General features: G+C 72.1%; 25 protein-coding genes. 14 read left to right on the top strand and 11 right to left on the bottom strand.

From position 1 onward, the window contains the following. Window positions 1-2 precede the first annotated feature (2 nt). Together frc and AB0K15_RS11330 are read right to left on the bottom strand one after the other, a co-directional pair. Window positions 3-1,232, bottom strand: coding sequence for a formyl-CoA transferase (frc, locus tag AB0K15_RS11335; RefSeq protein ID WP_364048334.1), 1,230 nt, complete (start codon window positions 1,230-1,232; stop codon window positions 3-5). Window positions 1,233-1,248: 16 nt separating this feature from the next. Further along, window positions 1,249-2,991, bottom strand: coding sequence for a thiamine pyrophosphate-binding protein (locus tag AB0K15_RS11330; RefSeq protein WP_364048332.1), 1,743 nt, complete (start codon window positions 2,989-2,991; stop codon window positions 1,249-1,251). A gap of 324 nt (window positions 2,992-3,315) precedes the next feature. Between AB0K15_RS11330 and sucC the strand changes: the two genes are divergently transcribed. The 9 genes from sucC to AB0K15_RS11285 all read left to right on the top strand — a co-directional run bounded on the left by sucC (window position 3,316) and on the right by AB0K15_RS11285 (window position 10,183). Further along, window positions 3,316-4,497 (top strand): ADP-forming succinate--CoA ligase subunit beta, encoded by a 1,182-nt coding sequence (gene sucC, locus AB0K15_RS11325; protein WP_364048330.1) that lies wholly within the window; start codon window positions 3,316-3,318, stop codon window positions 4,495-4,497. 3 nt (window positions 4,498-4,500) lie between these two features. Next, the gene (gene sucD / locus AB0K15_RS11320) at window positions 4,501-5,391 is read left to right on the top strand and encodes a succinate--CoA ligase subunit alpha (RefSeq protein WP_364048328.1); all 891 of its coding nucleotides are present in this window, start codon (window positions 4,501-4,503) and stop codon (window positions 5,389-5,391) included. A gap of 2 nt (window positions 5,392-5,393) precedes the next feature. Continuing rightward, window positions 5,394-5,903 carry a carbonic anhydrase gene (locus tag AB0K15_RS11315; RefSeq protein ID WP_364048326.1) on the top strand — a complete coding sequence of 170 codons (510 nt, stop codon included), beginning with the start codon at window positions 5,394-5,396 and terminating at the stop codon, window positions 5,901-5,903. 10 nt (window positions 5,904-5,913) lie between these two features. Continuing rightward, the gene (locus AB0K15_RS11310) at window positions 5,914-7,056 is read left to right on the top strand and encodes a molybdopterin molybdotransferase MoeA (protein ID WP_364048324.1); all 1,143 of its coding nucleotides are present in this window, start codon (window positions 5,914-5,916) and stop codon (window positions 7,054-7,056) included. A 26-nt stretch (window positions 7,057-7,082) separates the two neighbouring features. Beyond that, the gene (locus tag AB0K15_RS11305; protein ID WP_364048322.1) at window positions 7,083-7,940 is read left to right on the top strand and encodes a LysR family transcriptional regulator; all 858 of its coding nucleotides are present in this window, start codon (window positions 7,083-7,085) and stop codon (window positions 7,938-7,940) included. 46 nt (window positions 7,941-7,986) lie between these two features. Further along, window positions 7,987-8,418 carry a LysR family transcriptional regulator gene (locus tag AB0K15_RS11300; RefSeq protein ID WP_364048320.1) on the top strand — a complete coding sequence of 144 codons (432 nt, stop codon included), beginning with the start codon at window positions 7,987-7,989 and terminating at the stop codon, window positions 8,416-8,418. A gap of 5 nt (window positions 8,419-8,423) precedes the next feature. Continuing rightward, on the top strand, window positions 8,424-8,918 hold the full coding sequence (locus AB0K15_RS11295) for a LysR family transcriptional regulator substrate-binding protein (protein ID WP_364048318.1): 495 nt from the start codon (window positions 8,424-8,426) through the stop codon (window positions 8,916-8,918). 103 nt (window positions 8,919-9,021) lie between these two features. Next, a complete protein-coding gene (locus tag AB0K15_RS11290; protein ID WP_364048316.1) occupies window positions 9,022-9,897 on the top strand; it encodes an NAD-dependent formate dehydrogenase in 876 nt (291 codons plus the stop codon). Next, a complete protein-coding gene (locus AB0K15_RS11285) occupies window positions 9,842-10,183 on the top strand; it encodes an NAD(P)-dependent oxidoreductase (protein ID WP_364048314.1) in 342 nt (113 codons plus the stop codon). Before AB0K15_RS11290 ends, AB0K15_RS11285 begins: the two co-directional genes overlap by 56 nt. Before the next feature lie 61 nt (window positions 10,184-10,244). Here AB0K15_RS11285 and fdhD read toward each other — a convergent pair whose 3' ends face one another. From fdhD to AB0K15_RS11265, 4 genes are all read right to left on the bottom strand, one after another. Next, window positions 10,245-11,105 (bottom strand): formate dehydrogenase accessory sulfurtransferase FdhD, encoded by an 861-nt coding sequence (gene fdhD, locus AB0K15_RS11280; RefSeq protein WP_364048312.1) that lies wholly within the window; start codon window positions 11,103-11,105, stop codon window positions 10,245-10,247. A gap of 15 nt (window positions 11,106-11,120) precedes the next feature. After that, on the bottom strand, window positions 11,121-12,476 hold the full coding sequence (locus tag AB0K15_RS11275) for an OFA family MFS transporter (protein WP_364048310.1): 1,356 nt from the start codon (window positions 12,474-12,476) through the stop codon (window positions 11,121-11,123). Window positions 12,477-12,580: 104 nt separating this feature from the next. After that, a complete protein-coding gene (locus tag AB0K15_RS11270) occupies window positions 12,581-13,489 on the bottom strand; it encodes an MBL fold metallo-hydrolase (RefSeq protein ID WP_364048308.1) in 909 nt (302 codons plus the stop codon). A gap of 43 nt (window positions 13,490-13,532) precedes the next feature. Next, window positions 13,533-14,462, bottom strand: a complete 930-nt coding sequence (locus tag AB0K15_RS11265; protein ID WP_364048306.1) for a LysR substrate-binding domain-containing protein — start codon at window positions 14,460-14,462, stop codon at window positions 13,533-13,535. An 83-nt stretch (window positions 14,463-14,545) separates the two neighbouring features. Between AB0K15_RS11265 and AB0K15_RS11260 the strand changes: the two genes are divergently transcribed. Genes AB0K15_RS11260 through AB0K15_RS11250 form a run of 3 tightly spaced genes read left to right on the top strand, consistent with a single transcriptional unit; the run spans window position 14,546 to window position 17,930 of the window. After that, entirely contained in the window at window positions 14,546-15,256 is a 711-nt protein-coding gene (locus tag AB0K15_RS11260) for a succinate dehydrogenase cytochrome b subunit (protein ID WP_364048304.1), read from the top strand. Between the two features lie 2 nt (window positions 15,257-15,258). Beyond that, complete coding sequence (locus tag AB0K15_RS11255) at window positions 15,259-17,187, top strand: fumarate reductase/succinate dehydrogenase flavoprotein subunit (RefSeq protein WP_364048985.1); 1,929 nt, start codon at window positions 15,259-15,261, stop codon at window positions 17,185-17,187. After that, window positions 17,184-17,930, top strand: coding sequence for a succinate dehydrogenase/fumarate reductase iron-sulfur subunit (locus AB0K15_RS11250; RefSeq protein ID WP_364048302.1), 747 nt, complete (start codon window positions 17,184-17,186; stop codon window positions 17,928-17,930). Before AB0K15_RS11255 ends, AB0K15_RS11250 begins: the two co-directional genes overlap by 4 nt. A gap of 1 nt (window position 17,931) precedes the next feature. Here AB0K15_RS11250 and AB0K15_RS11245 read toward each other — a convergent pair whose 3' ends face one another. From AB0K15_RS11245 to AB0K15_RS11235, 3 genes are all read right to left on the bottom strand, one after another. After that, a complete protein-coding gene (locus AB0K15_RS11245; protein WP_364048300.1) occupies window positions 17,932-18,882 on the bottom strand; it encodes an alpha/beta hydrolase in 951 nt (316 codons plus the stop codon). Window positions 18,883-18,978: 96 nt separating this feature from the next. Then, on the bottom strand, window positions 18,979-20,001 hold the full coding sequence (locus tag AB0K15_RS11240; RefSeq protein ID WP_364048298.1) for a helix-turn-helix domain-containing protein: 1,023 nt from the start codon (window positions 19,999-20,001) through the stop codon (window positions 18,979-18,981). Between the two features lie 35 nt (window positions 20,002-20,036). Beyond that, on the bottom strand, window positions 20,037-21,770 hold the full coding sequence (locus tag AB0K15_RS11235; RefSeq protein WP_364048296.1) for a pyruvate dehydrogenase: 1,734 nt from the start codon (window positions 21,768-21,770) through the stop codon (window positions 20,037-20,039). A gap of 106 nt (window positions 21,771-21,876) precedes the next feature. Between AB0K15_RS11235 and AB0K15_RS11230 the strand changes: the two genes are divergently transcribed. Further along, window positions 21,877-22,785, top strand: a complete 909-nt coding sequence (locus AB0K15_RS11230; RefSeq protein ID WP_364048294.1) for a LysR family transcriptional regulator — start codon at window positions 21,877-21,879, stop codon at window positions 22,783-22,785. Between the two features lie 66 nt (window positions 22,786-22,851). Here the strand turns inward: AB0K15_RS11230 and AB0K15_RS11225 are convergent, their stop codons facing one another. Together AB0K15_RS11225 and AB0K15_RS11220 are read right to left on the bottom strand one after the other, a co-directional pair. After that, complete coding sequence (locus tag AB0K15_RS11225; RefSeq protein WP_364048292.1) at window positions 22,852-23,709, bottom strand: SAM-dependent methyltransferase; 858 nt, start codon at window positions 23,707-23,709, stop codon at window positions 22,852-22,854. A 147-nt stretch (window positions 23,710-23,856) separates the two neighbouring features. Next, window positions 23,857-24,570 carry a hypothetical protein gene (locus AB0K15_RS11220; RefSeq protein WP_364048290.1) on the bottom strand — a complete coding sequence of 238 codons (714 nt, stop codon included), beginning with the start codon at window positions 24,568-24,570 and terminating at the stop codon, window positions 23,857-23,859. Window positions 24,571-24,663: 93 nt separating this feature from the next. On the opposite strand from AB0K15_RS11220, the gene AB0K15_RS11215 reads away from it, so the two are divergent. Then, window positions 24,664-25,155, top strand: a complete 492-nt coding sequence (locus tag AB0K15_RS11215) for a hypothetical protein (RefSeq protein ID WP_364048288.1) — start codon at window positions 24,664-24,666, stop codon at window positions 25,153-25,155. Window positions 25,156-25,241: the final 86 nt, after the last annotated feature.

Raw genomic sequence — 25,241 nt, 5'->3', positions numbered from 1 at the left:
CCTTAGATCACGCCTGCGGTGCGCAGCCGCTCGAGGTCGTCGCCTGCGTAGCCGAGCTCGCCCAGCACCTCGTCGTTGTGCTCGCCCAGCAGCGGCGAGCGGCCGATGTCGACCGGGGAGTCCGACAGCTTGAGCGGGCAGCCCACGGTCTTGAACTTGCCGCGCTCCGGGTGGTCGACCTCGACCACGCTGCCGAGCTCGGCGAGCGTCTCGTCCTCGATGAGCTCCTGGGTGGACAGGATCGGCCCGCACGGGATGTTGCGGGCGTTGAGCTTCTCCATGACCTCCCACTTGGTGTGGCGCTCGGTCCACTGCTCCACGAGCGCGAACACCTTGTCCAATTTGGACAGACGGGCCTCGGGCGTGGCCCACTCCGGGTCCTCGGCGAGCTCGGGCTGCCCGATCAGCTCGGTGATGGGCTGCCAGCCGACGGGCTGGATGATCACGTAGATGTAGTCGTTCGGGCCGCCGGGCGCGCAACGCACCGCCCAGCCGGGCTGCCCGCCGCCGGACGCGTTGCCCGAGCGCGGCACCTCGTCGCCGAACACCTCGTTGGGGTACTCGCCGAGCGGGCCGTGCGCCAGTCGCTGCTGGTCGCGCAGCTTCACGCGGCAGAGGTTGAGCACGGCGTCCTGCATGGCCACCTGCACCCGCTGCCCGCGGCCCGAGTTCGTGCGCTGGTAGAGGGCGGCGAGGATCGCGGCCACGAGGTGGATGCCCGTGCCGGAGTCGCCGATCTGCGCACCGGTCGCGGTGGGCGGACCCTCCTCGAACCCGGTGGTGCTCATCGAGCCGCCCATGGCCTGCGCGATCACCTCGTAGGCCTTGAAGTCGGCGTAGCGACCCGGGCCGAAGCCCTTGATGGACGCGTAGATCAGCCGGTCGTTGATCTCCTGCAGCTTCTCCCAGGAGAAGCCGAAGCGGTCGACGACACCGGGGCCGAAGTTCTCCACGAGGATGTCCACACCGGACACCAGCTTCGTGAAGATCTCCTTGCCCTCCTCGCTTTTCATGTTGAGCGTGATGCTGCGCTTGTTCCCGTTCAGCATCGTGAAGTAGAGACTGTCCACTCCGGGCAGGTCCCGCAGCTGGCCGCGGGTGATGTCCCCGCGTCCCGGTGTCTCCAGCTTGATCACGTCCGCGCCCAGCCAGGCGAGGATCTGGGTCGACGACGGTCCCGACTGGACATGGGTCATGTCGAGGACGCGGACGCCTTCGAGTGCCTTTCCCATTTCTCGTGCCTCCCGACTACTTGTACATCGTCTGGTTCATGGTTCCGGGGGCGTAGGCGTCCGGGTCGACCCAGACGTTGATCAGCGACGGCTTGCCGGACTCACGGGCGCGCTGCAGCGCCGGCGCGATGTCGGCGGGGTCGCGGACCTCCTCGCCGTAGCCGCCCAGCATGCGGGCGAACTCGTCGTAGCGGACGTCGCCGAGAGTGTTGCCGATGCGCTCGCGGGACAGGCCGTACTTCTGGGCCTGGCCGTAGCGGATCTGGTTCATCGACGAGTTGTTGCCGACGATCCCGACGAAGGGCAGGTTGAACCGCACCAGCGTCTCGAAGTCCCAGCCGGTCAGGGAGAACGCGCCGTCGCCGAACAGCGCGACGACCTCCTTGTCGGGGCGGGCGTGCTTGGCGGCCATCACGAACGGGATGCCGACGCCGAGCGTGCCGAGCGGGCCAGGGTCCATCCAGTGGCCCGGCGACTTCGGCTGCACGACCTGGCCCGAGAAGGTGACGATGTCGCCGCCGTCGCCGATGTAGATCGAGTCCTCGGTGAGGAACTCGTTGATCTCGTGCACGAGCCGGTACGGGTGGATCGGGTTCGCGTCGGAAAGCTGCTGCGGCAGGCGCTTCTCCTTCGCCTTGTCCTCCACCGCGCGCAGTTCTTCCAGCCACGGCTTGCGGGCCACCGCGCCGTTGTCGGTGCGGCCGGAAGCCGCCTGCGTCACCCCGGCGAGGATCTGCCCGGCGTCGCCGACGAGGCCCAGGTCGATGTCGCGGTTCTTGCCGACGGTGCGGTAGTCCAGGTCGATCTGCACCACCGTGGCGTCAGGCGAAAGGCGCTTGCCGTAGCCCATGCGGAAGTCGAACGGCGTCCCGACGATCACGATCACGTCCGCGTTGTCGAACGCGTAGCGGCGCGAAAGCTGGAAGTGGTGCGGGTCGCCGGGCGGCAGGGTGCCGCGGCCCGCGCCGTTCATGTACGCGGGGATGTTCAGCGTGCGCACGAGCTCGGTCGCCGGCTCGGCCGCGCGCGTGGTCCAGACCTGGCTGCCCAGCAGGATCACCGGCTTCTTGGCGTGCACCAGCAGGTCGGCGAGACGCTCGACGTCGGCGGGGTCGCCGGCACTGCGGGTCGAGGCGCGGTAACGGCCAGACTCGGGGATCCGCGCGGCCGACAACGGGACCCGCGCGTCGAGCACGTCGCGCGGGATCTCCAGGAACGCCGGGCCGGGCGCTCCGGCCAGTGCCTCGCGGAACGCCATCGACACGAGGTCGGCCGCGCGGGCGGTCGAGGGCACGGTCGCGGCGAACTTGGTGATCGGGTTCATCATGTCCACGTGCGGGAGGTCCTGCAGTGAGCCCATCTTGTGCTGGCTCAGCGCGCCCTGGCCGCCGATCAGCAGCATCGGGCTCTCCGCGCGCAGGGCGTTGGCCACGCCTGTGACCGCGTCGGTGGTGCCCGGGCCCGCGGTGACGACCGCGCAGCCGGGGCGGCCGGTGATCCGCGCGTAGCCGTCGGCCGCGTGCGCGGCGACCTGCTCATGGCGTACGTCGATGACGTTGATGCCCTCGTCGACGCAGCCGTCGTAGATGTCGATGATGTGCCCGCCGCACAGCGTGAAGATCGTGTCGACGCCCTCCGCCTTGAGCGCCTTGGCCACCAGGTGCCCGCCGGAGATCGTGTCCGGAGCCGGCTGGCCGCCGTTCGTCGCAGGGGCGGCCCGGTCCTTGTCGACGTTCTGGCCGGTCGTGGTTGGCGCCATTGCTCAACTCCTCTGGTCTCACGCCGGACCTCTCTGATCCGGGCGCTCGTTCCGGTGCGCTCCCCGGTCTGCACTGCCGTCGGTCCACAGCCGCGGCGAAGGCATCCCTCCAGGTCAGCGGCACCTTCGCCGAAAACTGTAGATTGCATACCGTATGAGGTAGGCATTAGAATTACTCCCCGAGCGACTCGCTGTCCAGGGCCATCCGCAGGTTTGTCCGGAGGTTTTTTTCGCCGGAGCCGCAGCGGATGACGGCACGCCGGACGGCCCTTTTCCTCCCCAGTCCCGTTCGCGGCCCACCCGGGCCCGCCAGGAAGGACTCAGATGGATCTCTTCGAACACGAGGCGCGCGAGCTGTTCTCCTCGCACCGCGTACCGGTCCCCCGCGGCCGCGTCGCCGCGAGCCCGGAAGAAGCGCGCGCCGCGGCCGTGGTGATCGGCGGCACCGTGGTGGTGAAGGCACAGGTCAAGACCGGCGGACGCGGCAAGGCCGGCGGAGTGAAGCTCGCCGCGGCGCCCGACGACGCCGAACAGGTCGCCGACGACATCCTGGGCATGGACATCAAGGGCCACACCGTGCACAAGGTGCTGGTGACCGAGGCGAGCGAGATCGCCGACGAGTACTACGTGTCCTACCTGCTCGACCGCGCGGAGCGGACGTTCCTCGCCATGGCGTCGGTGGCCGGTGGCATGGAGATCGAGGAGGTCGCGGCGACGCGGCCCGAGGCGCTGGCGAAGGTGCCGGTCGACGCGCTGACCGGCGTGGACCGCGCCAAGGCAGCCGAGATCGTCGCCGCGGCGCGGTTCCCGGCCGAGGTGGCCGACGACATCGCCGACGCGCTGGTGCGGCTGTGGGAGGTCTTCGTCGGCGAGGACGCCACGCTCGTCGAGGTGAACCCGCTGGCGCGCACCAAGGACGGCCAGGTGATCGCGCTCGACGGCAAGGTCACCCTCGACGCGAACGCCGAGTTCCGCCACGCCGACCACGCGGCGTTCGCCGACCCGAACGCGGGCGACCCCCTGGAGCGCCAAGCCGCCGAGCAGGGGCTCAACTACGTGAAGCTCGACGGCGACATCGGCGTGATCGGCAACGGCGCCGGGCTGGTGATGTCCACATTGGACGTCGTCGCGGCCGCGGCGGCCGAGGTGGGCGCGCGCGGACCGGCGAACTTCCTCGACATCGGCGGCGGCGCGTCGGCCGGGATCATGTCGGCCGGGCTCGGCGTGATCCTCGGCGACCCGGACGTGCGCAGCGTCTTCGTGAACGTCTTCGGCGGCATCACCGCGTGCGACGCCGTGGCCGACGGCATCGTGCAGGCGCTGGGAATCCTCGGTGAGCGCGCGACGAAACCGCTGGTGGTGCGCCTCGACGGCAACAACGTGGCCGAGGGCCGGCGCATCCTCGCCAAAGCCGGCCACCCGCTCGTGACCGTGGTGGAGACCATGGACGACGCCGCCCGCGAGGCGGCCAAGCTCGCGACCGTTACTGCTAGCGCGGAGGCCTGAGAAGTGGCGATCTTCCTGGACGAGAACAGCCGTGTCGTCGTGTCGGGCATGACCGGCGCCGAAGGCATGAAGCACACCAAGCGGATGCTGGCCGCGGGCACGAACGTGGCCGGCGGGGTGAACCCGCGCAAGGCCGGCCAGAAGGTGGCGGTCGGCGAGCACGAGCTGCCCGTGTTCGGCAGTGTCGCGGACGCGATGGCCGAGACCGGTGCCGACGTCGTGGTGCTGTTCGTGCCGCCGCCGTTCGTCAAGGACGCGGTGATCGAGGCCGTCGATGCCGAGATCGGCCTGGCCGTGGTGATCACCGAGGGCGTGCCGGTGCACGACTCGGCGGTGTTCTGGGCGCACGCCGTCGCCCGGGGCGGAAAGACCCGGATCATCGGCCCGAACTGCCCCGGCATCGTCTCCCCCGGCCTGTCCAACGCGGGCATCATCCCGGCCGACATCACCGGCCCCGGCCGCATCGGGCTGGTGTCGAAGTCGGGCACGCTCACCTACCAGCTCATGCACGAGCTGCGCGACATCGGCTTCTCCACCTGCGTCGGCATCGGCGGCGACCCGGTGATCGGGACCACGCACATCGACGCGGTCGAGGCCTTCGAGAAGGACCCGGAGACCGACGTGATCGTGCTGATCGGCGAGATCGGCGGCGACGCCGAGGAACGCGCAGCCGCCTACGTCCGGGAGAACGTGAGCAAGCCCGTCGTCGGCTATGTCGCCGGGTTCACCGCGCCGGAGGGCAAGACGATGGGCCACGCCGGCGCGATCGTCTCGGGATCGGCGGGCACGGCCGTCGCGAAGAAGGCGGCGCTGGAGGCCGCGGGCATCCGCGTCGGCCGGACCCCGAGCGAGACCGCGCGGCTGGTGCGCGAGGTCCTCGCGGGAACGCCGTAGCCGTGGGCGAGATCGACGCGCTGGTCGCCAACGCCGGGCGCTACCACCGCGGCCTCGACCACACCCGGCTCGTGAAGCGGCCACGCCGGCGCGTGGCGGTGGTGGCGTGCATGGACGCGCGGATCAGCGTGTATCGGTTGCTGGGCCTGGAAGAGGGCGACGCCCACGTGATCCGCAACGCCGGCGGCGCCGTGACCGACGACGCGATCCGGTCCCTCGCGGTGAGCCAGCGGCTGCTGGGCACCCGGGAGATCATCCTCGTCCACCACGAGGACTGCGGCATGCGAACCTTCACGGACACGGAGTTCGCGCGCCAGGTCGAGCAGGGCACCGGGATCCGGCCGCCCTGGTCGGCCGAGGCGTTCACCGACGCCGAGCAGGACGTGCGCCAGTGCCTGCGCCGGGTGCGCAGCAGTCCGTTCCTGCCGCACACCGCGTCCGTGCGAGGGTTCGTGTACGACGATCGGACCGGGGCGATGACCGAGGTCGGCGCCGCGGGCCGGCCGGACTAGGAGGTACGTCATGCACCGGGGATGGGCCGAGGCCCGCCGGATCGCCCGCGACGCGGTGAAGCCGCTCGAGGCGGTGGAGCTGCCGTTGACCGAAGCGCTGGGCCGGGCACTGGCGAGCCCGGTCCGGGCCCTGGTGCCGATGCCGGCGTACGACAACTCGGCGATGGACGGGTACGCCGTCGCCGGGCCCGGGCCGTGGATCGTGGTGGGCGCGGTCCGGGCCGGCGGCGTGCCGTACGCCGGGGTGCTGGCGCACGGCACGGCGCTCGAGATCGCCACGGGCGCGCCGGTCCCGGCCGGCACGCGGGCGGTGCTGCCGGTGGAGCACGCCGTCCACAGTGGACGGCGGGTGAGCGGCACCGTGGCGACCGGCAAGCACGTCCGCCGCCGGGGTGAGGACTGTCCCGAGGGCGAGGAGCTGCTCACCACCTCGACCACCGTCACGGCCGCGGTGCTCGGCGCGGCGGCGGCCGTCGGGCACGACACGCTGCTGGTGCACCGCCGGCCGCGGGTGTCGGTGGTCGTGACCGGCGACGAGGTCCAGACCTCGGGGCTACCGCGGCCGGGCCGGGTGCGCGACGCGATCGGCCCGCTGCTGCCCGGGCTGCTGCGCGCCGCGGGTGCCGACGAGCACGGCCTCGTCCGGCTCGCCGACCGGCCCGACGCCCTCACCGCGGCGCTGACCGGCGACGACGCGGACGTGGTGGTGGTCTGCGGCGCCACCTCCCGGGGGCCGGCCGACCATCTGCGCGGAGTGCTGCGCGCGCTGCTCGCCGACGTGCGCGTGGACGGCGTCGCGGTCCGGCCCGGCCACCCGCAGCTGCTGGCGGTGCTGCCCGACGGCCGGTGCGTCGTCGGGCTGCCGGGCAACCCGTTCGCAGCGCTCGGGGCCGGGTTGACGCTGCTCGTGCCGCTGCTGACCGAGCTCGGCGGGCACCGCGAGCCCGCATCCGTCACGGCGTGGGCCGCCGGGCCCTTGCCGGCGCACCCGAGCGACACGCGGCTCGTGCCCGTCGTGCGCTCGGGCGGTGACGTCACCCCGGTGGGCCACGACCGGCCCGGTTCGCTGTGGGGCGCGGCGCTGGCCGACGCCCTCGCCGTGGTGCCGCCGGGCTGCCGGGGCGGTGACGTCGAACTGCTGCCCCTGCCCTGACCACGAGCACCCGAGGAGGACCGCGGATGGACCTGCGGCAGCTGGAGATCGTCGTCGCGGTCGCCGAGGAGGGTGGGTTCACCGCCGCGGCGCACCGCCTGCACACCGTGCAGTCGACGGTGTCCACGGTGGTGCGCGCGCTCGAACGCGACCTCGGCACGTCGTTGTTCGAACGCACCACCCACCGCGTCGCCCTGACGCCGGCGGGTCGCGCGTTCCTGCCCGCCGCGCGCGCCGCGCTCAAGGCCGCCGAACACGCCCGGGCGACCGTGGACGGGGCGCGGTGGAAACTCGGCGGCCGCGTGCGCATCGGCGTGATGCCCGGCGCGTGGCCCGACCCGCACCGCGCCCTGGCGGCACTGCGCCGGGAGCACCCGGCCGTGCAGGTGCAGGTCCTCCTGGTCCCGCCGCGGCAGCTGCGCTCGGCGGTGCACGAGTCCAGTGTGGACGCTCTGGTCGCCGTGGAGGACTGCGTCGCCGGTGACGGCCTGGTCAGCCGGCCACTGCGGCGGGAGGCCATGGTGCTGGTGACGCCCGCGGGCGATCGCGGGGCCGACCGGCCGGTCACCGCCGCCGACGCGGCCGCCGCGGCGGTCGTCGACTTCGCTCCGGGCTGGGCCAACCGCGAAGCGACCGACCGAGCGTTCCACACCGCTCAGGTGCGCCGCACCGTGGCCCACGAGGTCACCGACGTCGGCGCGGCGGCGGAGCTGGTGCGGCACGACCTGGGCGCGTGCATCCTGCCCGCGTCCGTCGCCGCGCGGTTCCCGGATCTCAGTTCGCGGCCCTTCTCCCGCGGCGGCCCCACCTGGCACATCACCGTGACCCGCCCGGCCGGTGATCCCCCGCCGGCGGTCGCGGCCGTGCTGCGGCACCTGACCTGACGCCGCAAGACCTTTCCCCGGTACCGGGCGTGCGCCATGATGAGATGTGCTGCTACGCCAACTGCAGTACCTCGTCGCGCTCGCACGAGAACGTCACTTCGCCCGCGCCGCCGACGCCTGTCACGTCTCGCAGCCCTCGCTGTCGGCCGCGATCCGGAAGCTGGAGCACGAACTGGGCGCGCCGATCGTGCGCCGGGGCCGGCGGTTCGAGGGCCTGACGCCCGAGGGCGAACGCGTGCTGCTGTGGGCGCACCGGATCCTCGCCGAGTGCGACGGCCTGCGCCAAGACCTCTCCACCATGCGCAGCAGCCTCTCGGGCGTCCTGCGGGTCGGCACGATCCCGACCTCGCTCACCGCCGCGACCTTGCTCACGACGCCGTTCTGCGAACGCCACCCGCACGCCCGCGTGACGCTGGAATCCCTTCCGTCCCGGGAGATCACGCGCCGGCTCGCGGAGTACGAGCTGGACTCGCACTGACCTATGTGGACGACGAGGAGCTCGGCGCCGTCCGCACCTACCCGCTCTACGAGGAGCGCTACCTGCTCCTGACGCCGCGCGACGGTGAGCTCGCCGGGCGCGAGCGCGTCCGCTGGGCCGAGGTCGCCACCGTGCCGCTGTGCCTGCTCGGACAGCAGATGCGCAACCGCCGTATCCTCGACGGGTTCTTCGCCGACGCCGGCACGTCCGTCGTCCCGGCGATCGAGACCGACACCGTGTCGGGGCTCTACGCCCACGTCGCCTCGCGCCGCTGGTCGAGCGTGATCTCGCACGCGTGGCTGCACATGTTCGGCGTGCCGCCGGGCATGCGGGTGGTGCCACTGGAAAACCTCGCCCAGCCGCCGCAGATCGGGCTCGTGATGGCCGACCGGGACCCGGAGCCCATCCTCGCCCGCGCGCTGCTCGAGGTCACGCCGCAGGTCGACGTCCGGGGAGTGCTGGAGCGCGTGCTCGCGGGTTTCCTCGCGCCCGCGCCATAGCCGGGACCTATCTCGGTATAGGCACTAACGCTTTGACCCCTCCCGAGCCTCGGAGGAGGGTGGAATCCGTTAGCTGCCAACGAAAAACCTCGGGAGACAGACCATGGCAAAGGTGCTCTGCGTGCTGTACGACGACCCGGTCGACGGGTACCCCAAGACCTACGCACGCGACGATCTGCCCCACCTCGACGGCTATCCCGGCGGCCAGACCCTCCCGTCCCCGAAGGCGATCGACTTCACGCCCGGTGCCCTGCTCGGCAGTGTTTCCGGCGAGCTCGGCCTGCGGAAGTTCCTGGAGAGCCAGGGCCACCAGCTGGTCGTCACGTCCGACAAGGACCGGGACTTCTCGGTGTTCGACCGGGAACTGCCCGACGCCGACATCGTGATCTCGCAGCCGTTCTGGCCCGCCTACCTCACGGCGGAGCGGTTCGAGCGGGCGAAGAACCTCAAGCTCGTGGTCACCGCGGGCATCGGGTCCGACCACACCGACCTCGACGCGGCGATCGTGCACGGGGTCACCGTGGCCGAGGCGACGTACTGCAACAGCATCAGCGTCGCCGAGCACGTCGTGATGATGATCCTTTCGCAGGTGCGCAACTACCTGCCCTCGTACCGGACCGTGCTCGACGGCGGCTGGAACATCGCCGACTGCGTCGCCCGATCCTACGACGTCGAGGGCATGCACGTCGGCACCGTGGCCGCGGGTCGCATCGGCCTCGCGGTGCTGCGGCGCCTCAAGCCGTTCGACGTGCACCTGCACTACACCGACCGGCACCGCCTGCCGGCCGAGGTCGAGCGGGAGCTGGGCCTGACGTTCCACGAGACCGCCGCGGCGATGGTGCCGCACTGCGACGTGGTCACCGTCAACGCGCCCCCTGCACCCGGAAACGGAGCGCCTGTTCGACGACGACCTCATCGCCACCATGAAGCGCGGCGCGTACCTGATCAACACCGCCCGCGCCCGCATCGCCGACCGTGACGCGATCGTCCGGGCCCTGGAAAGCGGCCGGCTCGCCGGGTACGCCGGCGACGTCTGGTTCCCGCAACCCGCGCCGGCGGATCACCCGTGGCGCACGATGCCGCACCACGGCATGACCCCGCACATCTCGGGTTCTTCGCTCTCGGCCCAGACGCGCTACGCCGCGGGCACCCGCGAGATCCTCGAATCGTGGTTCGCCGGAACACCGATCCGCGACGAGTACCTCATCGTCGACAGCGGCAAGCTCGCCGGCACCGGGGCGCACTCGTACTCGACCAACTGCTGACCCCGTGAACGAAGCCCCTTGCACCGCAGCGGTGGCGCAAGGGGCTTCTTCGCGGGTGGCCTCAGCGCTCGACGAGCTGCAGCGGGTCGTGCAGGCCGAGCCGGTCGGCCCGGGTGTAGACGTTCATCGAGCTGCCACGCAGGAAGCCGACGAGCGTCAGCCCGACCTCCTCGGCCAGCTCAACCGCGAGCGACGAGGGCGCGGAAACCGCCGCCAGCAACGGGATTCCGGCCATCGCGGCCTTCTGCACCAGCTCGAACGACGCCCGTCCGCTGACCATCAGCATGGTGCCGGTCAGCGGCAGCCGGCCCTCGCGCGCGGCCCAGCCCACGACCTTGTCGACCGCGTTGTGGCGTCCCACGTCCTCCCGGACGCACAGCAGTCGCCCACTCGCGTCGAAGAGCCCGGCGGCGTGCAGGCCGCCGGTGCGGTCGAACACCTTCTGCGCCTCGCGCAACGCGTCGGGCAATCCCGTCAGCACCTCGGGGCCGACGGCGAGCGGGTCGGCGGTCACCGGCCACCGCAACGTCGTGCGCACCGCGTCCAGGCTCGCTTTGCCGCAGAGGCCGCACGAGGACGTGGTGTAGAAGTTGCGTTCCATCGACGGGTCGGGCAGCGGCACTCCGGCGCGCAGCACGACGTCGACGATGTTGTAGGTGTTGGAACCGTCCCCGGAAGCCCTCGAGGCGCCGGCGCAGTACCGGATCCCGGCGACGTCGGCACCCTGGTGCACGATCCCCTCGCCCACCAGGAACCCGGCGGCGAGGTCGAAGTCGCTGCCGGGCGTGCGCATGGTGATCGTGAGCGCCTTGCCGGCCACGCGGATCTCCAGCGGCTCCTCGGCGCTGAGCGTGTCCGGGCGCATCGTGAGCTCGCCGTCGACGACGCGGAACACGCGGCGTCGGCTCGTCATCCGGCCCATGGGGTCACCTCCGGTTCAGCGCGCGGGGAGCAGGGACTTGGGCCGGCCCGGCTGTGTGAGCCGTCCGGTGAGGACCGCGCCGGCCAGGCTGAAGAGACCGGCCGCGGCGAAGGCGCCGAAGTAGCCGTGCGCCGTGACGACGAGTGCGGCGAGCCCGATGCCGAGCAGCGCGCCGACGGCTTTGGCGCTGTAGAGCACGCCGAAGTTCTGCACCGCCGACTCCTCGCCGAAGTACTCGCGCACCAGCCCGGTCAGCAGGGTGTAGCAGCAGCCGTTGCCGAGCCCGGCGAGCGCGGCACCGAGCACGAGGCCGAAGGCGTGCCGGTGCTCGCCGGAGTAGAACAGCACGAACTGGCCGATGCCACCGGCCACCAGGGCCAGCCGCAGGATCCGGCGGCGGCCCAGGCGGTCGGACAGCCACCCGAGCAGCACCCGGCCCGTCCCGGTCACGCCGGCCAGCACGGCGAGCGCGACCGCCGCGAGACCCGTGCCGCCGCCCTGCGCGGCGACGAACGTGGCGAGGTAGGCGAGGTCGAACAGCAGGACCGCGGCGGCCAGCACCACCGTGACGTAGAGACCCAGAGTCGTGCCGCACCGCAGGAGTTCGGCCGGGCGGTAGTGGCGGACGGCCGGCCGGTTGACCGAGACGGTGCGGTTGCGGACCTTGTCTCGCGCCCACTCACGCGGGTCCGGCGCGCCGGACGGCCACCAGTTGCGCGGCGGGTAGCGCAGGAGCACACCCGCGCCGGCCACGACGACGAGCACGAGTGCCGCCGTCACGTCGAGCAGCACGCCGCGGTTGCCGACGCCGAGACCGAAGCCGGCGACGAGCACGAAGGGGACGCTGCCGTAGGCGAAAGCCCCGCTGACCGCGCCGACGCGCGTGGCGGTGCGGTCAGGGAACCACCGCAGCACGGCACCGACGCACGTGCCGTAGACCAGCCCGGTGCCGATGCCGCCGAGCAGTGAGTAGCCGACGAACACCACGGCCAGGCTCGACGCGTGGCCGAGCGTCACGAGCCCGATCGCGCACAGGATCCCGCCCAGCACCACGGCGAACGACGGCGAGAGCCGGCCGCGGTCGCGCAGCCACGCGACGGGGAACACCACACTCGCCTGGGCCACGGCCCAGACGGCGAGCGACACCACCACCTCGGTGAACGTCCAGCCGTGGGCCCCGGCGAGCACCGGCGCGATGGCGCCGAAGCCGTACTGCTGCAGCCCGGCCGCGAACATCGCGGCGCCGCTGAGCCAGAGCATCCAGCTCCGCGGGCGACCGAGCAGGTCCAGGTCGCTTTCGCCGACCCGGTACCGGCGTCCGTAGACGTCCTTCAGTTCGCGAACCGCGGTGGTGGTCCCCTGCTCGGACATGGCGTCACCCACTCGACTGGATGTTGTATGCAGTATGGAGTAGTCCGGTTATAGCACCGGCACTGCACCCTGTCCACGGTCGTCGCCCGACGGGCGGAGTGGGCTCAGTCCCCCAGCACGCGCGGGGCGGGCAGCACGGCTTCGGCCTCGACCGGTTCCCACCTCAGCAGGCCGGCGGCGTCCCGCCGGACGCGGCCGAACGCCTGGTCCCCGAAGTGGATGCCGAAGCCGATCGCACCGGGCCGCTCCAGCTCCTCGACCACCCGGCGCCGCGCGGCGAGCACACCCGCGGCGTCGACGTCGGGCAGCGAAGGCCAGTCGGGATGCGCGATCTGCGCGGGAATGTGGAAGACGTCGCCGAACGCGATCACGCGGTGCTCCCCCGCCTCGATCACGTACGTCGTGTGGCCCGGGCTGTGGCCGGGCGTCACGAGCGCGCGGACGCCCGGGAAGACCTCGTCGCCGTCGCCGATCTCCTGGTGCGTGCCCGCCAGCGGCTCGATCACCTCGGCCCGGTCCGGCGCGCCGGGGATGAGCTCCCCGCGTCCGTGCGGCGCCCACTCCTGTGCGGCGACGAGGTAGGTGGCCGCCGGGAAGAACTTGCGGCCGCCGGCGAACGCCCAGCCGGTGTGGTCCACGTGGAGGTGCGTGAACGCCACGGCCTCGATGTCCTCGGGCCGGTGGCCGAGCGCGGCGAGGGTGTCGGGCAACGCGCCGGAATCGCTGAAGGCGACCGGTTCGCCGGCGATCTCGACCGGGTCGGTCACGACGCCGAGCCCGGCGTCGACGAGCAGGGTCCGGCCGTCGCGTTCCACGAGCAGGCCGCCCGCGGACGCCGTGACGCGTCCGTTCGCGTCGAGCGCCTCGGGGTGTTCGGTCCAGTAGGCGGCCGGGACGGCGGGGAAGAAGGCGCCGGGCACCATGGCCATCGCGCCGTCGACCACATACGTGAACCGCACGCCCGCGAGCACCAGCGCCCGCACGGCCGACTGCTCGTTCAGCGCTCCCGCCACCATGCACTCCCCTCGCGGACCCGACGAGTTGATCATGCGCCCGTCAGTGCCCGGCGAGCGAGCGGATCCCCGGCGGGAGGTGACCGAGCCCACCTTCCCCGGCCAGGAACCGGACAATCTCCTCCTGCAGCGCGCGGGCCGCGCGCGTGAGCTCGACGTCGCGGCGGAAGGCCAGCCGGACGACCCGGCTGAGGCCGGGTTCGGTGAACTGCGTCATCCGGAACCGGTCCCCCACCACGGTGCTCGGGACGACGGCGAGGCCGAGGCCCGCCTGCACGAGCTCGAGCACGGCGTCCATCTCGCCGCCCTCGATGGCGAAGGCCGGGTCGAACCCCGCGGCGCGGCAGGCGTTCACAGTGGCCTCGCGCAGGTCGTAGCCGCGGCGGAACATCACCAGCGGCCGGCCCTTCAGGTCCTGGATGGCGAGGCGCCCGCGCACCGGCGCCGGCTCGTGCTTCGGAGAGATCACCACGAGCTCCTCGACGAACAGCGGCGTGCTCTCCAGCCGGTGGTCGTCGCGGACCCGGCTGTCGACGATCATCGCGAGGTCGAGGCCGCCTTCCGAAAGGTCGGTCTGCAGATCGCGGGAACCGCTTTCACGCAGCACCAGCTCGATGCCGGGGTAGGTACGCCGGAACGCCGCGAGCATCACCGGCAGCAGGCCGGTGCACAGGCTGGGCGTTGCGCCGAGGCGCACCCGGCCGCGGCCCAGCTCGTCGAGCTCGCGGATCGCCCGGTACGCCGTCTCGGTCTCGGCCAGGATGCGCCGTGCGATGGGCAGGAGCGTCTCGCCGGCCTCGGTGAGCGTGACATTGCCGCGGACGCGGTGGAACAGCGTGGCCCCGACGTCGCGTTCGAGCGCGCGGATCTGTTGGGACAGTGAGGGTTGCGCCACACGCGCCTGCTCGGCCGCGCGCGTGAAGTGCCGCGTGTCGGCCACTGCCAGGAAATATGCCAGCTGCTGGAACTGCATAAGCCGCATCATAGGCTTAGCCTCTGGTCATGAGAGGAATCATGTGTTTGCCCTCTCGTTGACGCGGACCTAACGTCGCAGGCGTGGCACGTGAACTCGCCACCGCCCGGCGCAAACGCCCGGCGGTGCGGCTTTTCTGGGAATCGTCGATCGGCAAGAAGGTCGTGATGGCGGCGACCGGACTGCTGTTCGTGGTCTGGCTGCTCGCGCACATGGCGGGCAACCTGAAGATCTTCTTCGGGCCCGAGACCTTCGACCACTACGCGGCCTGGCTGCGCACGATCGGGGAGCCGGCCCTGCCCTACGCGTGGTTCCTGTGGATCCAGCGCGCGGTCCTGGTGGTGGCGCTGGTGCTGCACGTCACGGCGGCCGTGCAGCTGTCCCGGCGCGACCGCCGCGCACGGCCGGTGCGGTACGTGCACGGGCAGCGGCCGCGGGCGACCTTCGCGACGCACACCATGCGCTGGGGCGGCGCGACGCTCGCGGTGTACATCGTGTGGCACATCCTCGACCTCACCGTCGGGGTCGCGAACCGCGACTTCGTGCCCGAGCAGCCGTTCCACAACGTCGTCGCGGACTTCCAGGTGTGGTGGGTCAACGTGATCTACCTCGTCGCCCTGCTGATGCTCGGGCTGCACATCAACCACGGGTTCTGGAGCGCGGCGCAGACGCTGGGGATCAAGAGCGCGAGCAAGGACCACACGATCAAGACCATCGGCACCGTCCTGGCCGTGGTCATCACCGCCGGGTTCATGATCGTGCCGATCTCCGTCATGACTGGATGGGTGAGCTGAGCATGCTCGACTACACGATCGGCGAGCCGATCACCGACACCAAGGCGCCCTCCGGGCCCATCGACGAGCGGTGGAGCGCGCGGAAGTTCTCGGCGAAGCTGGTCAACCCGGCGAACCGGCGCAAGCACCGGGTGATCGTGGTCGGCACCGGGCTGGCCGGGGGATCCGCCGGGGCGACCCTGGCCGAGCAGGGTTACCACGTGGTGCAGTTCTGCTTCCAGGACTCACCGCGGCGCGCGCACTCCGTCGCCGCTCAGGGCGGGATCAACGCGGCGAAGAACTACCGCAACGACGGCGACTCCGTGCACCGGCTGTTCTACGACACGGTCAAGGGCGGCGACTTCCGGTCGCGGGAGTCCAATGTGTACCGGCTGGCCGAGGTGTCGGCGCAGATCATCGACCAGGCCGTGGCGCAGGGCGTGCCGTTCGCGCGCGAGTACGGCGGGCTGCTCGACACGCGCTCGTTCGGCGGTGTGCAGGTGCAGCGGACGTTCTACGCGAGGGGCCAGACCGGGCAGCAGCTGCTGATCGGGGCCTACCAGGCGCTGTCGCGTCAGATCGACGCCGGGAACGTGGAGCTGCACCCGCGCACGGAGATGCTGGACCTGATCGTGATCGACGGCCGGGCCCGCGGCATCGTCGCGCGCGACCTGGTCACCGGCGAGGTCACCACCCATCTGGCCGACGCCGTGGTGCTGGCCACCGGCGGCTACGGCAACGTCTTCTACCTCTCCACCAACGCGAAGGGCTCCAACGCGTCGGCGATCTGGCGGGCCCACAAGCGTGGCGCGTACTTCGCCAACCCCTGCTTCACGCAGATCCACCCGACGTGCATCCCGCGCTCCGGTGACCACCAGTCGAAGCTGACGCTGATGAGCGAGTCGCTGCGCAACGACGGCCGCATCTGGGTGCCCAAGGAGAAGCAGGACCCACGGCCGCCGGCAGAGATCCCGGAAGGCGAACGGGACTACTACCTGGAGCGCCTCTACCCCAGCTTCGGCAACCTGGTCCCCCGCGACATCGCGTCGCGGGCGGCGAAGAACATCTGCGACGCCGGCTACGGCGTCGGGCCGGGCGGGCTCGGGGTGTACCTCGACTTCGCCGACGCCATCCAGCGGCTCGGGCGCCCGGCCGTCGAAGCCCGCTACGGCAACCTCTTCGACATGTACCAGCGCATCACCGCCGAGAACCCGTACGAGGTCCCGATGCGCATCTACCCCGCCATCCACTACACGATGGGCGGGCTCTGGGTCGACTACGACCTGCAGAGCACGATTCCCGGCATGTTCGTGATCGGCGAGGCCAACTTCTCCGACCACGGCGCCAACCGGCTCGGTGCCTCGGCGCTCATGCAGGGCCTGGCCGACGGCTACTTCGTCCTGCCCGCGACCCTCAACGACTACATCGGGCAAGGCGGGTTCACCGACGTCGCCCTGGACGACCCCGCCGTCGTCGAGGCGCAGACCGGCGTCCGCGACCGCCTGGAACGGCTGCTCGCGGTGAACGGCACGCGGTCGGTGGACTCGTTCCACCGCGAGCTGGGCCTGATGATGTGGGACCACTGCGGCATGGCCCGCACCGCCGAAGGCCTGCGCAAGGCCCTGGAACGCGTGCCCGAGCTGCGCGCCGAGTTCTGGCGCGACGTCCGCATCCCCGGCACCGGCGAAGAGCTCAACCAGGAGCTGGAGAAGGCCGGGCGCGTCGCGGACTTCCTCGAGCTCGCCGAGCTGCTGCTGCTCGACGCGCTCGTGCGCGAGGAGTCCTGCGGCGGGCACTTCCGGGAGGAACACCAGACTCCCGAAGGCGAGGCCGCTCGCGACGACGAGAACTTCTCGCACGTCTCGGCCTGGGAGTACGGCGAGAAACCCGTGCTGCACAAGGAACCCCTGAACTTCGACTACGTCCACCCCACCCAGCGGAGCTACACGTGAAACTCACCGTGCGTGTCTGGCGCCAGTCCGGCCCCGACACCGAAGGACACCTCGTCGACTACCCCGTCGACGGCATCAGCACCGACATGTCCTTCCTCGAAATGCTCGACACGCTCAACCAGCAGCTCATCGAGGCGGGTGAGCAGCCGGTCGCGTTCGACCACGACTGCCGCGAAGGCATCTGCGGTTCCTGCGGCGTCGTGATCAACGGCCAGGCCCACGGCCCGGAGACGACCACGACGTGCCAGCTGCACATGCGGGCGTTCTCCGACGGCGACGTGATCGACGTCGAACCCTGGCGCGCCAAGGGTTTCCCCGTGATCAAGGACCTGGTCGTCGACCGCTCGGCGTTCGACCGCATCATCCAGGCCGGCGGCTACATCACCGCGCCCACGGGTGCGGCGCCCGACGCCCACGCGACGCCGGTGCCCAAGCCTGACGCCGACCTCGCCTTCGACAACGCCACCTGCATCGGCTGCGGTGCCTGCGTCGCGGCGTGCCCCAACGGCTCGGCGATGCTCTTCACCGCCGCGAAGGTCAGCCACCTCAACTCCCTGCCGCAGGGCCAGCCCGAACGCGCGCAGCGGGTGCTCGACATGGTCGACACCATGGACGCCGAAGGCTTCGGCGGCTGCACCAACAGCGGCGAGTGCACGCTGGCCTGCCCCAAGGGCATCCCGCTGACGAGCATCACCACGCTCAACCGCGAATTCCTCAAGGCGGCGCGCAGCACCCGCAAGTGACCTACTCGGCGAGCACGCGGCGCAGCCAGTTGACGCGGCTCGCCCGTGCCTCGCGGGACATCGGGGCGTGCGGGACGACCTCGTCGAAGCCGTGGCACCCGCCCAGCCACACGTGCAGCTCCGCCTGCCCGCCCGACTGCCACAGGCGCGACGCGTAGGCGACGGCCTCGTCGCGGAAGGTCTCGACCGAGCCGACCTCGATGAACGCCGGCGGCAGGTCCGCGAGGTCGGTGGCACGGGCGGGCGCGGCGTACGGGGAGACGTCCGGGCCGCCGGCGGCCTCGCCCAGGAGCGCGGACCAGCCGGTGGCGTTGGAGACGCTGTCCCACACGCCTTCGCCGACCAGTTCGGTGCTCGACGGCGTGCTCGCGCGGTCGTCGATCATCGGGCACACCAGCAGCTGGCCCCGCAGCCGCGGACCGCCGCGGTCGCGCGCCATCAGCGCGGTGGCGGCCGCGAGCCCACCGCCGGCGCTGCCGCCCGCCACCACGAGCCGGGCGGGGTCGATGCCCAGGTCCGCGAGGTGCTCGCCGACCCACGTCAGCCCGGTGTAGCAGTCCTCGACGGGCGCGGGGTGCGGATGCTCCGGCGCCAGGCGGTAGTCGACGCTCACCACGACCATCGGGATCTCGGCCAGCCAGCCCAGCAGCCAGTCGGCGCCCGTGCGGTTGTTCCCGGCCATCATGCCGCCGCCGTGCATGAAGTACAGGCCCGGCAACGGCACGGCCGGGTCGCTGCCCTTCGGCCGCAGCACCAGCAGCGGAACTCCGGCGTCGACCTCGCGCACGTCGGCGTGCTCGCCGATCTCGGCCACGCTCATCGTGTGCCCGGCCGCCGTCAGCTCACGCAGCCGGCCCACGAGCTCCGGCGTCACCGACGACGGCAGCGCCTCGTTCACCGCCACCAGCGCCGCCGCGATCTCGGGGTCGAACGGTGGGTGCACCCTCTGCATTCCGCTGCTCCTCTCGGGACTTCGACCACCGACGCTAGGGCCGCGCCCGCCCCGGGTGAACCCGTCACGCGGCGGCCGTTCGCCGCCACGCGGCGGTCAGCGGTGACGGCGGAACCGGCGCAGCACCAGCGCCACCGTGAGCCGTGTCCGCCCGGCCGGCGTGGCGAGGGCGTAGCCCAGCGCCTGGGCGAGCAGGTCGACGCGGCTCTGCAACGTGGAGTGGTGCACGTGGAGCACCGCCGCCGCGGCGCGCAGGCTCGGCTCCGCCGCGACGGCGGTCAGCGTCGCGAGTGCCCACGGGTGCGCGGCGAGGACGCGGTCGAGGTGGGTCACTTCGGCCGTGGCCGCCGGTGAGTCACCTCCGCCGGCGAGTGCGAGCAGCCCACCCGCCTCGGCGGCGTCCACATGCGACGGCCCCGGCTCGTCGACGGTGGTGAGCCGCAGCGCGAGAACCGCCTGCCCGAAGGACAACGGCAGATCCCCCACGGCGACCGCCGGTCCCGACGCCGACCGCACCGCCGGGTCACCCTTCACCGGTGATCCCGCCGGGTTGATCGTCACCAGGAGGTCGCCGAGGCGGGCCGCGCCGGGCGGAGGCGGGCCGCCCGCGCGCACAGTCACGGCGAACGACCCCTCCGGCGGCAACCCGAGGCGCCGCGCCGCGTCCAGGCGGGCGGCTTCGTCGGCGGTGGCGTCCACCAGGAGCTCCACCGCAGCCGCGTCACCCGCCGGAAACCCGGTGCCCGTGCGGTCGAGCACGATCCCGGCCGTCGTGGCCAGCCGGTCCACGAGCACCCGGTCGAACTCCGCCCGGCCCGGCTCCTCGGACGCGCGCTCCACCCAGACGAGCGCACCCGCGTACCCCGGCAGCGGCACCGAAAGCCCGGTGACCTCGCCGTCGACGCGCCTGCCGTCGGGCTCCACCCGGACCCGCACCCGGCGCCCGGGAACCACGAGACCCGCGGCGCAGCCCGCGAGCACGGCCGCGGCCCGCACCGTCGCCTCGAGACCGGCGCGGGCTTCGACCAGGGCGTCGAAGTGCGCGACCACCTGCAGGGCGGCCCCGGCTCTGGGGTCGATCGCCCGCATGCGCCCGGCCAGCTCACGCACGTCGGTCACCTCCTCGGCGACCAGCGTACGGGCCGTCCCCGGGCTCAGAAGCCCGGCGCGTTGCGCAGGTTGGTGCGCGCGAGCTCGACCATCTTGCCGACACCGCCGTTGAGCACGGTCTTGCTCGCCCCGAGCGCGAAGCCGCGGACCTGCGCGCCGGTGATGTGCGGCGGGATCGACAGCGCGTTGGGGTCGGTCACGAGCTCCACCACGGCCGGTCCGGGGTGGACGAACGCCTTCGCCAGTGCCTCCCGCACATCGCGCGGGTCCTCGACGCGCGTCGCGTGGATGCCGCACGCCTGGGCGATCGCGGCGAAGTTCACGGGCGCGTGGTCGGTGCCGAAGTCGGGCAGTCCGTCCACGAGCATCTCCAGCTTCACCATGCCCAGCGTGGCGTTGTTGAACACCACCACCTTCACCGGGATGTCGTAGGCGGGCAGGGTGAGCAGGTCGCCCATGAGCATCGCGAGCCCACCGTCGCCCGAGAGCGACACGACCTGGCGGCCCGGCTGCGCGAACTGGGCGCCGATGGCGTGCGGCAGCGCGTTGGCCATGCTGCCGTGACGGAACGAGCCGAGCACGCGACGGCGGCCGTTGGGCGTGAGGTAGCGCGCGGCCCACACGTTGCCCATGCCGGTGTCCACGGTGAACACCGCGTCGTCGTCGGCGACCTCGTCGAGGATCGCCGCGGCGAACTCCGGGTGGATGGGCCGGCGGTGCTCGATCTTCGTGGTGTAGGCCGAAACCACCTTCTCGAGCTTCCGCACGTGCTCGCGCAGCATCCGGTCGAGGTAGGTCCGATCGGTCCGCTCGCGCAGCAACGGCAGCACGGCCCTGATCGTCGCCTTGACGTCGCCGTGCACCGCCAGCTCCAGTGGAGTGCGGCGGCCCAGGCGTGCGACGTCGGTGTCGACCTGGATCGTGCGGGCCTGCGGGAGGAAGTTGTCGTACGGGAAGTCCGTGCCCAGCAACACGATCCGGTCGGCCGCGTGCATCGCGTCGTAGCAGGCGCCGTAGCCGAGCAGGCCGCTCATGCCGACGTCGAACGGGTTGTCGTACTGGATCCACTCCTTGCCGCCGAGCGAGTGGCCGACCGGAGCGTTGAGCCGCTCGGCCAGCGCCAGCACCTCGTCGTGCGCGCCGCGGGTCCCGGCGCCGGCGAAGAGCATCACCTTCTCGCCGGAGTTGAGCAGGCGCGCCAGCTCCTCGATCGTCTCCGCCGGCGGCACGACCGGCGACGGGGTGACCAGCCGGACCTCCTCCCCACCCGGCTGCGCGGCCTTGCGGTCGGCGATGTCACCCGGGATGGTCAGCACGGACACGCCGCCCTTGCCGACGGCCGTCTGCATGGCGATCCGCAGCATCCGCGGCATCTGCTCCGGCTGCGACACGAGCTCGCTGTAGTGGCTGCACTCGGTGAACAGCTGCTCGGGGTGCGTCTCCTGGAAGAATCCCGTGCCGATCTGCGCCGACGGGATGTGCGACGCGATCGCCAGCACCGGCGCACCGCTGCGGTGGGCGTCGAAGAGCCCGTTGATCAGGTGCAGGTTGCCCGGGCCGCAGCTGCCGGCGCACACGGCGAGCTTCCCCGTCACCTGGGCTTCGGCCGCGGCCGCGAACGCCGCCGCCTCTTCGTGGCGCACGTGGACCCACTCGATGCCGTCGGTGCGGCGCACCGCGTCGACGATCGGGTTGAGGCTGTCGCCGACGATGCCGTAGATCCGTTCCACGCCGGCGTCGCGCAGGGTCCGCACGAGCTGTTCGGCCACAGTGGCCATGAGCCACGCTCCTCTCTCGGAAAACCTGCTTCCAGCTTGTGCTGCCTGCGCCTATGCGTCCAATGCCTCTTTTTCCTCGATTCCATGCCGTGGCAGTATGGATGGCATGGACCTGCACGTGCTGCGGCTCTTCCGGGAGGTGGCCCGCGGGGCGACGGTGACCGACACGGCGGCCCGCGCACGGCTCACCCAGCCCGCGCTTTCCCGTGCGCTGCACCGGATCGAGCGCGAAGCCGGCGCCGCCCTGTTCCAACGTTCGGGCCGCGCATTGCGGCTCACCCCCGCGGGCCACGCCTTCGCCACCCACGTCGACGCGATCCTCGAGCGCTACGACGAGGGCCTGCGGGCCGTCGCCGAGGCGGTCGATCCCGAATCGGGGGTGATCCCGCTGGCGTTCCTGCACACGTTCGGCACCTGGCTCGTGCCGCCGGTGGTGAGCAGCTACCGCGCCGAGCACCCGCGGGCCCGGTTCGAGCTGCGCCAGCACGGTGAGGAAGGCCTGGCGCGCGAGCTGCTCGACGGCACAGCGGATCTCGTGCTCACCAGCGGCGACCCGGGCGACCCGCTGATCCAGTGGGTGCGGCTGCTGGAGGAGCCGCTGCTGCTGGCCGTGCCGCCGAAACACCGGCTCGCACGCCGCAAGCAGGCCCGCCTGGCCGACGTCGCCGAGGAGACGTTCATCCTGCTGCGCCGGGGATACGCGCTGCGCGAGACCACCGAGCAGCTGTGCGCGCGGGCCGGGTTCACGCCGCGCGTCGGGTTCGAGGGTGAGGAGGTGGAGACCCTGCGCGGGCTCGTCACGGCGGGGCTCGGGGTGTCCCTGCTGCCGCTCCCCCACACCGCGACGTTCCCGCCCGCCGCCACCGCGCCGACGACCCCGCACTTGCGCGTCACGGACGTGCCCGCGGCTCGCGACATCGGTCTGGCCCAGCTCGCCGGCCGGGTGCTGCCGCCGGCGAGCGAGACGTTCCGACAGCACGTGCTCGCCACCGCGCCACGCGCACTGCCGGCCTGAACCCGGTGCCGGGCAAGAAAAATCCCCGGCACCACGCGGGTACCGGGGATCTCCTGGACGGTCAGCTCACGGCTTGCGGCCGACGACACCCGCCACGCACTTCGCGGAGTCGCTGAGCGGGGTGAGCCGCGGGCCGTCCGGCCACCACTCGTCGCAGACGGACATGCCGGGGCCGCTGGTCGCATTGGGCGGCAGCAGTTCCAGGCCCGGCAGCATGCCTTCGATCTCCGTGCGCGTGCGGAAGCGGCCGGCGCCCAGCGGCCCCGACACGAGGATCTCCTCGATCCGCTTCGCGACGGCGGTCAGCTCCGGCACCTCGGGGTCGTAGAAGTGGGCCAGCGCCACGAACGAACCCGGGGCGAGGGCGTCGATGTACTGGCGCATCACGTCGACGGCGCCGTCGCCCTCGAAGTGGTGGATGGTGCCGATGTGCAGGAGGCCGAGCGGCTGCGAGAAGTCGATGTACTCGCGCACGGTCTCGTTCTCCAGCACCAGTTCCGGCTGGAAGATGTCGGCGTCGACCATGTGCGTGTAGTCGTTCTCGGCCAGCAGCGCGCGGCCGTGGGCGAGCACCACCGGGTCGTTGTCGACATAGACCACGTGCGCGTCGCGGTGGGCGCGCTGCACGATCTGGTGGGTGTTCTCGGCGGTCGGCAGGCCGGAACCGCAGTCGAGGAACTGGCGGATGCCCGTCTGGTTGGCCAGCATCCGCAGCGCGCGGTTGTGGAAACCGCGGTTGCCGCGCGCGATGTGCACGGCCTCGGGCACGGCCGTGCTGATCTTCTCCATGACCGCGCGGTCGACCTCGTAGTAGTGGTTCCCGCCGAGGAAGCCGTCGTAGATCCGCGCGATGCTCGGCCGGTTCGGGTCGACCCCCACGGGAACCTGGCTGGGCGACAGCGTGGACGGCGGAGCGCTGGGCATGGGCACCTCGCAAGGCGGCTCGGGGGCGGCTTTGACCCACTCAGAGTAGTACCCTGACACCCCCCGGTTACGCGAGGTCGCCCGTTCAGCTGCACGTCGCGGCGGAAATCGGTGCCACCTGCGCCTTCCTCGCCCGTCGGCGACGGGTCAGCCGTGGTGGCGGCCCGGCGGCTGCTGGTGACGGCTGCTCCAGTCCTGGAGGAACGAGGTCACGGCCGAGCTCCAGAGGTCCTCCGACGTCGTGCCCGCCGACGTCTCGCGCGGGGCACTCGGATGCCCGCTCGCCGGCTGCTTCGCCGGCTTTTGCCCCTCGGTGGTGCGCACGGTGGTGTGGTCCACCTGGCCGGTGGCCGTCGGCGGCGTCGGGCTCGCGGTCATCGTGGTGACCGCGGGAGGCGCGGACGAAGGCTTCGACGGCGCGACCGGCACTTCCGCGGGCTGCCCGGCGGAGCCGCTTTCCGGCGCGGGCCACAGCGCCCATGTGCCGAGCCCGGCCAGCGCGACGACCACCGCGCCGGCGATCACCACGTACCGCGTGTTGCGCCGGTTGGACACGGGCGGAGAGGTCTGCGTTCGCTCGGTTTCGTGCTCGGACCCCGCGGCGGCGAACATCGCGTCCAGCCCCAGCGGCAGCTCGCCGGTGATCGACTGCGGTTTCGTGGCCGGGCCCTCGCCCGAGGTGCGCGGCGCGGCGGCGGGCTCCGGGTACAGCCCGCTCGGATCGGGCTCGGGCTTCGGCCGCGTGACCAGCGGCGGCCGCTCGCCGTCGATGCGTGGCATCGGCGCCGTCTCCGACAGGCTCACCAGCTTCGCGACCGAGTCGAGCTCATCGCGACCTTCGCCGGGCCCCGTGCCTGCCATCCAGACCTCCACACCGCCGGGGCCGCGGGCCCGCGGCACGACCGGCGGCAAGATCCTATGAACCTCCGCCCGATCGTGTAAACCCGCCCCCACTTGCTCACCCAGGGTGACAGAGTTTCACGGGCGACACCCGGCCCGCGCACCGGCACGGGCCGGCTGAAGTACCCCTCGGCACTGTCGGTGCCCTGGATCGGGAAGCAGTACTTGCGCACCGGGTCCACCGGCACGGTCAGCGTCAGCACGCGCTCGGCCGGCGCCACGTGGTTCGGCTCGCCTTCACCCGCCACGACCACCGCGAAGTCCAGCTCACGCGAGCTCGTCCGGGTCAGCGCCACCTCGTTGCCCAGGTCCCGCGGCGGCGCCAGGTCGACCCGCGCCCCGTCTTCACCGGCGCCGCCGCGGCCGGCAACGGCGTGTGGGTGTCGGGCCGGCCGCAAGGACCTGCCCGGCCACGGCTGCGAGCCGACAGCCCGCACGGACACCAACGTGCCGGCCGTGCAGAGAAGCCGGCTGCGCCGCCGGCTCGGGCCGCCGCCGATGGTCCACGCCGTCGCGGGGGTCGGCTACGTGCCGGCCCCCGTCTGATCCAGCACCGTCCACAGTGGATTTCCGCGGTCGTCGGGGACCCCTCCCGGAGGAGCCGGCCTAGTCTGCGGCCGCCGGGGAAAGGG

Source organism: Amycolatopsis sp. NPDC049253, assembly GCF_040678995.1.
Lineage (GTDB): Bacteria > Actinomycetota > Actinomycetes > Mycobacteriales > Pseudonocardiaceae > Amycolatopsis.
Note: the sequence above shows the minus strand (reverse complement) of the source record. Positions and strands in the feature narration are given on the sequence as shown.